We start from the raw sequence: 12,158 nt of genomic DNA, 5'->3' as shown, positions 1-12,158 counted from the left end.
CATGGAGCCCTCTTGCGATAATCTGACGCCCCAGTTCGCGGAGACAGCATGGCCAAGGAAATTGAACGGAAGTTTCTTGTTGCAGGCGGTGAATGGCGCAATGAGGTCACGCATAGCATGGCTTTCCGGCAGGCATATGTCGCCTCGATGGAAAATCGCTCGGTCCGGGTCAGGATCGTCGACCAGCGCGATGCGACCTTGACCATCAAGATCGGTGCAAGCGCGCTTGTCCGCGACGAATATGAATATTCCATACCCCTCAAGGACGCCGAAGAGCTGATGGCGAGCGCGCCGGGCGTGGTGATCGAAAAAACGCGCCATACGGTCGATCACAACGGTTTCACCTGGGAAGTGGATGTTTTTGAGGGCCGATATCAGGGACTGGTCGTGGCGGAAGTGGAGATGGACGACGAAAATGCCGATCCCGATCTGCCGTCCTGGCTGGGCAGGGAGGTCACGGGTGACCGCCGCTTTTCCAACCAGTCGCTCGCCATGGACAATCCGCATGGAGAATTGTCGGATGCCTTTCAGAATTGATCCGAAAAAGCCCTTTGACGACGAAATTCGTCGCGCCGGGCTGGAACTGATTGACGATGCGATAACAATCCTTCGCGACCAGCCGTCCGGCCCGCACGAAGCGGTGCACGACGCCCGCAAGCGGTTCAAGCGGCTGCGCGCGCTCTATCGCCTGATCAGGAAGGCCGCGCCCGATTTCAGCAATCGTGAAAATGCCCGCTTCCGCGACATTGCCCGCTCGCTTGCCTTCGCTCGCGATGCGACGGCGCTGGTGGAGACGGCGGATTATCTCGAGCCTTTCGCGCTCTCCGACGCTCAGGGCGAGGCGCTGCGCTCCATCGCGGCCATGCTGCGCGAACGCCGCGATTACGCCATTGAACACGAAGCGGGTCTGAACGACGCCATTTCGGCAGCCATTGCCGGCTGCGAGGATGCACGCGAGAGGCTGGAGGCGCTGTCGCTGCCCGATGACCTGAAGCAAACAGCGCGGCTGGTGAGAACCGGCTGGTCAAAGCAGCGGAAGCGTGCGCGCCAGGCGCTCACCGACTGCCACGACCATGCCGACGTCGAACATTTTCACGAATTGCGCAAGGCCGGGCAAGCCTACTGGATGCATCTCGGTCTCCTGCGCCGCATCTGGCCCTCCGCCATGCGCGCGAAAAGGGCCGATACCAAGCGGCTGGTCGACATACTCGGTCACGAGCACGATCTTTCGGTCCTTGCCGCCGTCGCCGACCGGGAGCCGGACCGTTTCGGCAATGGCGAACGGCTGGCCCTGCTTCTCGACGCCATTATCCAGCGGCAGCAGGCGCTGCGCGCAGAAGGCCTGCAACTGGCAAACGAGGTCTTTTCCGAATCCGCCAGCACGGAAAGCCGCATCGTCGGCCTTTTGTGGCGGCATGCGGGGAAGTAGCATGGCAGGTAAAGAAGTTTCCTGGGCCTTTACGCGCCGGTTTCCGTCATTCCGACCTTAAGCCGGGCTGACGGATGAGAGAAGCTGCGGCCAACCGCGTCCTGAACTGAAGATAAGAAAAAGTGACAAGCCCGCCGGTGATAGCGCCGGCGGCTTTCACCACGGCATCCGTCAAATGCGGATGGCGCGTGGGGGACAGGAATTGCAGCGCCTCGATGCCGAAAGCCGCCGCAACACCGGCAACGATGACCACGAGCCAGTAACGCGGATAGGCCAGCACGAAGGCGGCCGAACAGAAGGCGAAGGCGGCGGCGCGGTCTATGCCCACCGTCGTCAGCGTGTGTGGACGAAAGCCGATGGGGCAAACTGTAACGATCACGATCAGCAGAAAAACCGACCAGGCGACGTATTTCGGAAGTCTATTTGTCATCATGGCGTCACAATAGAGCGTGCGGCATGTAAACGGAAGCGCGTCTTTTTCACGCCTCGCCCGATTAATCACACTTTTTGGTCAGATAGTTGAAAAACCGGCTTTCGCTCAGGCCGCACACGGGCTAAGGCAGAGGGCAACCGGGCGCGGATCGCGGCTGATGGCGTTTGCGCTGTCGCCTTTCGGTGCAATGTCACGGTGTCGGGTGGATTGTCCACACAGGATCAGATTTTCAGGGAAGAGCACAATGAGTTTCAAGCCGCATGGCAAACATCTGGTTGCAGGAGAATGGGTCGCAACGGAAGCAAAATTCCGCAGCGAGCCTGCACATGGCGAAGCTTTCGATTTTTCGGTCGGCACCGTCGATCTGGTGAATGCGGCCTGTGAAGCAGCCGAAGACGCCTTCTGGAGCTATGGTTACACCACCCGCGAAGAGCGCGCCGCGTTCCTCGACACCATCGCCGATGAGATCGAAGCCCGCGCCGACGCCATCACCGAAATCGGCTCGTCCGAGACCGGCCTGCCCGCAGGACGCCTGCAGGGGGAACGCGGCCGCACCGTTGGCCAGCTGCGCCTTTTCGCATCGCATATCCGCAAGGGTGATTACCTCGACCGCCGCCACGACGAAGCGCTGCCGGATCGCCAGCCGCTGCCGCGCCCGGATATCCGCCTGATGCAGCGTCCGATCGGTCCCGTTGCGGTCTTCGGCGCCTCCAACTTCCCGCTCGCCTTCTCGACAGCCGGTGGTGACACCGCCGCCGCTCTGGCAGCCGGCTGCCCCGTCGTCGTCAAGGGCCATTCCGCCCATCCCGGCACCGGCGAAATCGTCGCCGAAGCGGTTCTCGCCGCCGTCAAGAAGCACAATCTGCATCCCGGCGTCTTCTCGCTGATCCAGGGCGGCCGCCGCGATGTCGGCTCCGCGCTCGTGCAGCATCCGCGCATCAAGGCAGTCGGTTTTACCGGTTCGCTCGCCGGCGGCCGCGCGCTGTTCGATCTCTGCGCCCAGCGCCCCGAGCCGATCCCCTTCTTTGGCGAACTCGGTTCCGTCAACCCGATGTTCCTGCTGCCGGAAGCCGTTGCCGCCCGTGGCGAGGCCATCGCCAAGGGCTGGGCAGGTTCGCTCACCATGGGTGCGGGCCAGTTCTGCACCAATCCGGGCATTGCCGTCATTCTCGCCTCGCAGGCGGATGCTGTCGCTGAAACCGCACGTGCGGCTCTCTCCGAAGTCGGTCCGCAGGTCATGCTGACGGACGGTATCGCTTCTGCCTATCGTGACGGCCGCGACCGTATCGCCGCCGGCAATGGCGTGCGCGACGTGCTGACCACCACCTGCGATCTGCGTAACGCAACGCCTTACCTGTTCCGCGTTGCGGGCAAGGACTGGGTGGCGAACCACGCGCTTGCCGAAGAGGTCTTCGGACCGCTCGGCCTGATCGTGACGGTCGACAGTGCAGACGAAATGCTGGAAGTGGCCAAGAGCTTCGAAGGCCAGCTGACCGCCACCCTGCATCTGGATGCCGGCGACGCGGAACTCGGCCGCAAGCTGCTGCCGATCCTGGAGCGCAAGGCCGGCCGCGTTCTCGCCAACGGTTTCCCGACCGGCGTGGAAGTCTCCGAGGCCATGGTTCATGGCGGCCCCTACCCGGCGTCGACCAACTTCGGCGCAACCTCGGTCGGCACCATGTCGATCCGCCGCTTCATGCGCCCGGTTTCCTACCAGAACATTCCTTCGGACGTTCTGCCTGAGGACATCCGCTAATCACCGACAAGGCAGGCGCGGCAACGCGCCTGCCTTCGACGGCCCGCAATTTTCCGGCACATTCCTCGGTCTTCCGTGGGCGATATCAGCGTCGGGTATTGATGACCGTCGAGGGCGCTCAGGCCCCAGCCCGAAGCGCGAAGAGCGGTGCAGTCTGCTCGTCCAGCATGATCGTAATCACCTCGGCAGCGACAGGTTTTGAGAACAGGTAACCCTGCAATTCGTCACAGCCGCACAGATGCAGTATGGCCGCCTGCTCCTCGGTCTCGACACCCTCCGCCGTGACCGGAATATCGAGCGATTTCGCCAGCGCCACCGTCGCCTGCAGCATTTCCAGCGAACGCCCGCCCTTATCGAGGGCCATGATCAGCGACCGGTCGATCTTCATCCGGTCGAAACCGAAGCGGCGCAGATATCCCACACTTGCGAAACCGGCACCGAAATCATCGAGCGCTATATGCAGGCCAAGCTGTTTCAGCTTGTCGATCGCGGCACTTGCCCGTTCCGGATGCTGGATGAAATACCCTTCCGTCATCTCCAGCCGCAGCCTCTCGGTCGGCGTCTGGGTGGCCGCGAGAATATCCGCCACGTGACGGGAGAAGGCGGGATTGCGGAACTGCACGGGTGAGATATTCACCGAAAGCTTGATCGAAGGCCATTGTGCCGCCGTCTCGCAGGCCTTGTGCAGGACAACAAGGCCGAGCCGGTCGATAAGGCCGCTGGTCTCGGCGGCGGCGATGAAGATATCCGGCGGTACAAAGCCGTATCCCGGCCTCTGCCAGCGGGCAAGGGCCTCCACCCCGGTGATGCAGCGCGTGGCGGCGCTGACGACCGGCTGGTAGACCACCGTTATTTCGTCATTCAGAATGGCGTGGCGCAGATCCGCCTCAAGCTGCAGCTTTTCCTCGCGCAGCGCATCCATTTTCAGCTCGTAGGACACGTAACGGCCGCGGCCGTTTTCCTTGGCCTGATACATGGCCATGTCGGCGCGGCGCAGCAGTTCTTCGCCATTGATATCGCCAGACCTGGAAACGGATGTGCCGATGCTGCAACCGATGCTCGCCACCCGCTCCCCGATGCTGAAGGGCTCGGTGAAAAGTTCCAGCAGCGCCTGACAGAGCTTGCGGCCTTCCGACCACACGTCATTGCCCTGAATGGCGATGGCGAATTCGTCGCCGCCAAGCCGCGCCAGCACGGCGCCTTCCGGCATCAGCACCCTGAGCGCGGCCGCCACACCCTTGATCAGCCTGTCGCCCGCGGCGTGGCCGTAGGAATCGTTGATCTCCTTGAAACCGTCGAGATCGAGATAGAGCAGCTTGATATCCGTCTTGTCATGGCGGGCCTTGCCGACCATGCGGTTCAGCTTGGCAAACAGGCCGGCGCGGTTATTGAGCCCGCTCAGGCGATCACGCAGGGCCTCTTCCCTTGCCGCCGCCTCGTCGGCCTTCAGCCGGTCAAGTGTGGCCGAGCCGATGATGAGAAGGACGAGAAAGAAGGTGCCGGCAATGCCCAGCGCAGTAAAGACGACCGGCCGCGCATCGTGAAAACTGACGTCTCCCGGCAGATGCGAGCGCCAGGTGAGCCGCGCAAGCACATCGCCCAGCGGGTTGACGATGTCCACGTGGTTTTCGGCAGGCCCATCGCCATATTGCAGCTCCAGCCCGTCAATGACGTAGTTGCGGGCAAGCTTGTCCACGGTCGCCTGCCTGAGATGACGGGCGAAGATCAGATAGCGCCGCTCGGCCCCGACCGGCGGCAATGCGCCGGATTTGAGCCGCACCAGCGCCACGCCCGCAGCGGCGATGCCATCGCTGGTTTTCACGAAACCGGTAACCTGAGAGGTGATATCGGCGCGCATGGACTGCACACGCTCGATCATTTCCTTCAGGCCCCTTGCGAAATAGACATCCGGCGTCCACGAGACCGGCTTGCCGTTCTGATAGGCCATGCGGACCTTGCGGTCTTCATCAAGAACGACGGCGGTATCGAAAAGATCGTTGTTGACCGTCATGTCGCCATAATTACTGGCCACCCAGTCGAAGCGGTCAGGGGCATACACATATTCCGCCGCATCGTCCCAGGCGGCATAGTCGTTCAGGGTCGCGCCGAGCTGTTCGCGGAAGGTGACGAGCGCGCCGGCCGTCGTCTCGCGCGAACGGGCGTTGTCGAGCAAATTCGCCTTTTCCCTGACCTGGCTCAAGGCGGACAGGACGAGCGCGGTGACGATGAGAAGCACGAGCGCGAATGTGGACAATACGACGCCCACGGCCGTTCTACGCCCGACCGGCAGGTATTCCCCAATGTTTCGCGGCGCAATCCGCATAAAATCCCCTTCGAAAGCATCATCTTGCGAAGGAAACATTCAGAAGCCGTTAAACCGGATTGTGACGCAGCCCCAAAAAACAACGGGTATAAAACGACAGTCAGGGTAAAAACCTGAAAAATCCTTCCCCGAAATCATGGGGGGTTTTCAGAAAACGTGGTTGCACACGGGCCCAAAAACAAAAAACCTCCCCCGTAACCGGGAGAGGTCGTCATTTTTGCCGTAACCGACAGGATTACCAGGACGGGATGACCGTGCCGTTGTACTTCTCCAGAATGAAGGCCTTCACTTCCGGGCTGTGGTAGGATTCCACCAGCGTCTTCACCCAGGGCTTGTCCTTGTCCTGCGCGCGTACGGCGATGATGTTGGCGTAAGGGGACTTTTCGCTTTCGATGGCGATGGCGTCCTTCTTCGGGTTCAGGCCGGCAGCCGTCGCATAGTTGGTGTTGATGACCGAAGCATCGGTGTCGTCAAGCGAGCGCGGCAGCTGGGCAGCATCAAGCTCGACGATCTGGATGTTCTTCGGGTTTTCGGTGATGTCGGCAGGTGTTACCTTCAGGCCGGCTTCTTCCTTGACCTTGATCACGCCCTTGGAAGCGAGAACCAGCAGCGCGCGGCCGCCATTGGTCGGGTCGTTCGGAATACCGACGGTCGCGCCGTCCTTCAGCTCGTCAAGGTTCTTCACCTTCTTCGAATAAACGCCCATCGGGGTGGTGATGGTGGTGCCGACGCTGACGAGATCGAACTTGCGGTCGGCGATCTGGTTGTCGAGGTAAGGCTGGTGCTGGAAGGAGTTGGCCTGAAGTTCGCCATCGTTCAGCGCTTGGTTCGGCACGACATAATCGGAGAATTCGACGATGTCGATGTCCAGACCCTTGGTCGCCGCGATCTTCTTGACCTGCTCCATGATCTGCGCGTGCTCGGCGGGGGTTACGCCGATCTTGATGGTCTCGGCCAGCGCCTGACCGGCGGTGAAGAGAGCGGCGAGCGAAGCCGCGAGGATGATTTTCTTCATGGGTGTCTCCTTGGGTTTGTTATTCTTGGGATTGTTGTTCTTGAACGGCTTTATCAGTTTTTGCGGGTCCGCTTGTCGAAGCTGCGGGCGAGCCGGTCACCGGCGCTCTGCACCAGCTGCACCAGCACGATGAGCACCAGAACCACGGCCAGCATCACGTCAGGCATGAAACGCTGGTAACCGTAGCGAATGCCGAGGTCTCCCAACCCGCCGCCGCCGACAGCGCCGACCATCGCCGAATAACCGATAAGGCTGACGAGCGTGAGTGTCAGCGCCAGCGTGATGCCGGGCTTGGCTTCGGCCAGCAGGACTTTCGTGACGATCTGCAACGGTGTCGCGCCCATGGCGCGGGCGGCCTCGATCAGGCCCTTGTCCACCTCGCGGATCGCCGCCTCCACCAGCCTTGCAATGAAAGGCACGGTGGCGACCGTGAGCGGCACGATGGCGGCGCTGGTGCCGATGGAAGTGCCGGCCACGAGACGGGTGAAGGGAATGATCGCCACCACCAGAATGATGAAGGGCGTGGAGCGCGCCGCGTTGACGACGAGGCCGAGAATGCGGTTCGTCATCGGCGCGGGGAACAGTTCGCCCTTGCCGCTGGTGGCGAGGAAAACGCCCATCGGCACACCGATGATCGAGCCGACGATGCCGGCGACCGCGACCATGTGCAGCGTTTGCAGAAGGCCCTTCAATAGAAGGTTGAAAATCATATCAGGCGACATAACCGAGCACCTCCGTGTGAAGACCGGTCTCAGTATAAAAGCGGCTGGCGCGGGCGGTGATTTCCGCTGTGGCCGGATAGGAGACAACCAGCGAGCCGAAGGGTTCGCCGGAAATTTCCTCGATGGTGCCGGCAAGGATGTTCACATCGGGGCCGATCTCGGCCACAAGCCGGGCGGTCAGCGGCTGGAAAGCCGTTTCGCCGAAGAACACCAGCCGCACGAGAACGCGGTCACCTTCCGCAGCTTCCGGCTTTAAGCCCGAAGTCACCCAATGCGGCAGCTTCACGCCGACCGAGGACGACAGCAGGCTGCGGGTCGTCTCGTGTTTCGGTGCGGTGAAGATGTCGAAGGTACGGCCTTGCTCGACGATCAGGCCCCTGTCGATGACCGCCACCTGCGAGGCGATGGTCTTCACCACCTCCATCTCATGAGTGATGAGCAGAACGGTGAGCCCCAGTTCGGCATTGATGCGCTTCAGAAGCTCGAGGATGGACTGGGTCGTCTCCGGGTCGAGCGCCGACGTCGCCTCGTCGGACAGGAGCAGCTTGGGTTGCGTGGCAAGCGCGCGGGCGATGCCGACACGCTGCTTCTGACCACCGGAAAGTTCCGCCGGATAACGCTTGGCCTTGTCGGAAAGGCCGACGAGATCGAGCAGCGGTGCAACCCTGGTTTCTATCTCCCTCTTGCCGAGACCGGCGATTTCGAGCGGCAGCGCCACATTGTCGAAAGCGGTGCGCGACGACAGGAGATTGAAATGCTGGAAGATCATGCCGACGGAACGGCGCAGCGTCCGCAGGCTCTTCTCATCAAGGGCCGCAACATCGACGCCATCAACGATGACGCGGCCGGAAGAGGGTTTCTCAAGACCGTTGGCAAGACGGATAAGGGTGGATTTACCCGCACCGGAACGGCCGATGATGCCGGTGATGGAGCCCTTCGGCACAACATAGTCGATGCCGGCAAGGGCTGCGAAGCCCGGCTTGCCATCAGCACCGCCAAATGTCTTGGTCACGCCTTCGAACGCGACCATCGGGTCCTTGACCGCCAGTTCTGAAACCGCCTTCGGCGGGGTCGCGGGCGATGCCGCGCTGGATTGAAAACTCATTGAAAACTCTGGGAAAACGCGTGACGGATCGGGTCTCAAAAAATCCTGTTGCGGCAGACAGCCGCTCTCTTCATGCGGCCGGATGGCACATTCGATGACAGCTGATTTTCCGGGTGACTGTCCGGGTCATTTCGTCAGGCTTTCACTCAAGAGATGCCGGGGATCGGCATTTCGATGGCGCATACTTGCCCGCAGGCGCCATCTTTTAACAGGGATGATTTTTCAATTATCTGAAATCAGAGGAAAAATCTACCGCAAAGCCGTCATTGCGGCCTTGCGGCGGTCAAGACTTTGCGAGTGCCTTGGAAATCAGACGCGGCTCGCAAATTCCTCGATCGGGCGGCGGACCTTCTTCAGGTTCACCAGCCAGTCGCCTTCCGGCTGGCGATATCCGAGCGGCAGGATGGTGACGGAGCGCAGGCCCTTTGCACGAAGACCAAGGATTTCATCCAGCTTTGCCGGATCGAAACCTTCCATCGGGGTGGAATCGACGCCCTCGAAAGCGGCCTGAGCCACCGCCATGCCGAAACCAATATAGGCCTGACGGGCGGCATGTTCGAAATTCACCTGTTCGTCACGCTGCGGATAGGAAGAGAGCAGCATCTGGCGATAGGATTCCCATCCCTCATTCCGGATACCGCGTTCCTCATTGACCAGATCGAACATGTGGTTGATCCGCTCTTCGGTGTAATTATCCCACGCCGCAAACACCAGAAGATGCGAACCCTCGGTAACCTGCGCCTGGTTCCAGGCGATCTCGCGGATCTTTGCGCGCACTTCCGGATCGGTGACGACGATCACTTCGAACGGCTGCAGACCGCTGGACGTGGGCGCAAGCCGCGCCGCCTCGACGATGCGCTCGACCTTGTCTTCCTTAACAGTCTTGGAAGGGTCCATTTTCTTGGTGGCGTAACGCCAGTTGAGTTTTTCGATAAGCATGTTCGTTTTCCCTGGGAGGACCAACCCGCCCTGCCCCTTGGATGCCAGAACGGGTGCTACGCCTTCGTAGCCCGTCTGACATAGGAGGCGGGATGGCGGACGCAAGCAGGCACCGCGGGGTAACCGATAAAAAAGTTTGGAAAACTTATAATAAGGGGAAAGAACTTTATGGCGGCGGGCGCTGGCACGTCGCCTGCTACCGGATGCGGGGCGTAAAGTTCATGCACGGCCGCCCCCCCAACCCTCATTCCTGTGCTCGTCACAGGAATCCAGCCGACACGCGTCTGCGTGGCGGAAAGACTTCTCTCAGCCCAAGGACTTGGGCTGACTGGATCCCTGTGACGAGCACAGGGATGAGGAGGCGCATTGTTCGAATGCTGACCATGGCGAGAGACCGGTGCCCTAGGGCGTCGCCTCACCCCTTGGCCACCCCATGGTTTCCCTTCGGAAAGCCCGACGCCAAGGCGCTGTACCATTTGCCGCTGTTCTTCAGCGTCCGCACCTGCGTATCATAATCCACATGCACGAGGCCGAAGCGCATGCGATATCCCTCGGCCCATTCGAAATTGTCCATCAGGCTCCAGGCGAAATAACCGCGCATCGGGTAGCCGTCCTTCACCAGATCGGCGACGATGCCGAGGTGTTCGGCATAATAATCCAGCCGCGGCTGGTCATCCACCACGCCATTTTCGACACCCATATTATAGCAGGCGCCGTTTTCGGTGATGTAGCAATCCGGCAGCTCATAGCGCTTGTAGAGGTCTTCCACCAGCGACTTGAGCGCCGGGGCATAGACCTCCCATCCGATATCGGTCTTCACGTCGCTGATAGCCGGGGCCGGTGTGGTGGCAGGGAATTCCGCACCTTCGGTAGCGTCGTCGGCGACGCGCATCGGCGTATAATAATTCAGGCCCCACCAGTCTAGCTTCTGGCTGATGATGGAAAGGTCTTCCGCCTCCACCACCGGCATGCGGCCACCCAGTGCTTCCATCATCTCGGCCGGATATTCACCCTTGAAGACCGGATCGAAGAAGGCGCCATTGTGGAACTGGAATGCCCGCTCAGCGGCCTTGAGATCGGCCTCGCTGTCGGAGGCGGGAATGACGGAATGGGCGTTGAGAACCAGCCCCACAGGCACTTTCGGCGCCACATGGCGGGATGCCTCGACACCGAAACCATGGGCGAGATTGATGTGATGCATGGCGGCAAGGGCGGCCTCCATGTTGCGCTCGCCCGGCGCGTGAATGCCGTAGAGATGGCTGAGCCAGACCGCGCACCAGGGCTCGTTGAAGGTCGCCACCGCATCCAGCCGGTCGCCGAGCCTAGCCATGACCGTCTTGGCGTATCGCTGGAAGGCGTGCGCGGTGGAACGCGAGGCCCAGCCGCCATCGCCCATCAGCGTCAGCGGCAGGTCCCAATGGTAAAGTGTCGCATAGGTCTTGATACCGCGCGCCTTGCAGCCATCGACGAGGCGGTCGTAAAAATCCAGCCCCTTCTCGTTGATCGGCCCGAAGCCATCCGGAATGATGCGCGGCCAGGCGATGGAAAAACGATAGGCCTCGACGCCCATGTCCTTGATGAGATCGAGATCCTGCTCCCAGCGATTATAGTGATCGCAGGCTATATCGCCATTGTGCCGCTCGAAGACGTGACCCGGCATGTTGCAGAAGGCATCCCATATGGAAGGTTTGCGGCCATCTGCCCTAGTCGAGCCTTCGATCTGAAAGGAGGCGGTTGCGACTCCAAACAGGAAATCACCGGGGAAACGGGCTGCTAGCGCTTTGGGATCGGTCATCGGAGAGGCCCTTTCATCATCCATCGAGCGGGAAAAGATCAGCAGCGGTTTAGACCATGTGGGGAAATAGGTACAGAAGCGAATGAGCAAAATCTGCAACGTTTCAGCAGCGCGTCGCCGTCAATCCAAAGCGCTTTAGATGCACGGGCGCCACAACGGCGCCGCCGTGGCGGCAGAAGGGAAATGGCCCGGCAAATGCGGGTGCAAATCAGTGTGGTGAAAGTCGTGCAATTGCCGGGCCGTATCTTCGGACCGTCGCCGGCCCGTTGGTTTCAGCCTTTTCACGGCACCTACCGGTTCAGCCCCTCCCGCCTCTGGCCCGGCGGGATGCCTTTCCGGAACACGGTCTGCCAGAACCATGCTTGTCGATGCCGGCCGCCGGTCCGCAAAAGGCGCCGCGCGTATCGCCCTTCCGTTCCGGTTGCAGGGGAATGATGCGACGGAATGGGTGGGTGGGAATGGAAGGGGAGATATTTTGCGGTAAGTGACTGGAGAGAAAGGATGTGCGGAGCGAGACTGTCCGCGCCTGACAGAGATGACGCTCAACTTGACCCGCAACCTCGACGTCATCCTCGGGCTTGTGTGGACGATTTGTGGTTTACTGGATGCATCAGCCTGGCAGCGCAAGCCCGGCTGATGCA

Annotated in this window: 10 protein-coding genes; 3 read left to right on the top strand and 7 right to left on the bottom strand. The window is 61.0% G+C overall.

Annotation, left to right across the window (positions count from 1 at the left end):
- Nucleotides 1-48 precede the first annotated feature (48 nt).
- Nucleotides 49-537, top strand: a complete 489-nt coding sequence (locus AC1ROR_RS16310) for a CYTH domain-containing protein (RefSeq protein WP_035226088.1) — start codon at nt 49-51, stop codon at nt 535-537.
- On the top strand, nt 521-1,429 hold the full coding sequence (locus AC1ROR_RS16305; protein WP_498590050.1) for a CHAD domain-containing protein: 909 nt from the start codon (nt 521-523) through the stop codon (nt 1,427-1,429). Before AC1ROR_RS16310 ends, AC1ROR_RS16305 begins: the two co-directional genes overlap by 17 nt.
- Before the next feature lie 46 nt (nt 1,430-1,475).
- Here the strand turns inward: AC1ROR_RS16305 and AC1ROR_RS16300 are convergent, their stop codons facing one another.
- Nucleotides 1,476-1,862 carry an antibiotic resistance protein VanZ gene (locus tag AC1ROR_RS16300; RefSeq protein WP_498590049.1) on the bottom strand — a complete coding sequence of 129 codons (387 nt, stop codon included), beginning with the start codon at nt 1,860-1,862 and terminating at the stop codon, nt 1,476-1,478.
- A 244-nt stretch (nt 1,863-2,106) separates the two neighbouring features.
- Between AC1ROR_RS16300 and AC1ROR_RS16295 the strand changes: the two genes are divergently transcribed.
- On the top strand, nt 2,107-3,618 hold the full coding sequence (locus AC1ROR_RS16295) for an aldehyde dehydrogenase (NADP(+)) (protein ID WP_035226082.1): 1,512 nt from the start codon (nt 2,107-2,109) through the stop codon (nt 3,616-3,618).
- A gap of 118 nt (nt 3,619-3,736) precedes the next feature.
- Here the strand turns inward: AC1ROR_RS16295 and AC1ROR_RS16290 are convergent, their stop codons facing one another.
- The 6 genes from AC1ROR_RS16290 to AC1ROR_RS16265 form a co-directional block, all read right to left on the bottom strand.
- Entirely contained in the window at nt 3,737-5,980 is a 2,244-nt protein-coding gene (locus AC1ROR_RS16290) for a putative bifunctional diguanylate cyclase/phosphodiesterase (RefSeq protein ID WP_498590048.1), read from the bottom strand.
- Nucleotides 5,981-6,176: 196 nt separating this feature from the next.
- Nucleotides 6,177-6,956: a MetQ/NlpA family ABC transporter substrate-binding protein gene (locus AC1ROR_RS16285; RefSeq protein ID WP_142170202.1), complete on the bottom strand. Its 780-nt coding sequence runs from the start codon at nt 6,954-6,956 to the stop codon at nt 6,177-6,179.
- Between the two features lie 53 nt (nt 6,957-7,009).
- The gene (locus tag AC1ROR_RS16280; RefSeq protein ID WP_035226075.1) at nt 7,010-7,678 is read right to left on the bottom strand and encodes a methionine ABC transporter permease; all 669 of its coding nucleotides are present in this window, start codon (nt 7,676-7,678) and stop codon (nt 7,010-7,012) included.
- Nucleotides 7,668-8,783 carry a methionine ABC transporter ATP-binding protein gene (locus AC1ROR_RS16275; RefSeq protein WP_208612416.1) on the bottom strand — a complete coding sequence of 372 codons (1,116 nt, stop codon included), beginning with the start codon at nt 8,781-8,783 and terminating at the stop codon, nt 7,668-7,670. Before AC1ROR_RS16275 ends, AC1ROR_RS16280 begins: the two co-directional genes overlap by 11 nt.
- Nucleotides 8,784-9,092: 309 nt before the next feature.
- Nucleotides 9,093-9,722, bottom strand: a complete 630-nt coding sequence (locus AC1ROR_RS16270; protein ID WP_498590047.1) for an NAD(P)H-dependent oxidoreductase — start codon at nt 9,720-9,722, stop codon at nt 9,093-9,095.
- Between the two features lie 415 nt (nt 9,723-10,137).
- Nucleotides 10,138-11,517 (bottom strand): GH1 family beta-glucosidase, encoded by a 1,380-nt coding sequence (locus tag AC1ROR_RS16265; protein ID WP_498590046.1) that lies wholly within the window; start codon nt 11,515-11,517, stop codon nt 10,138-10,140.
- Nucleotides 11,518-12,158 lie beyond the last annotated feature (641 nt).

It is taken from the genome of Agrobacterium sp. GW821-FHT14E08 (genome assembly GCF_058803865.1).
Note: the sequence above shows the minus strand (reverse complement) of the source record. Positions and strands in the feature narration are given on the sequence as shown.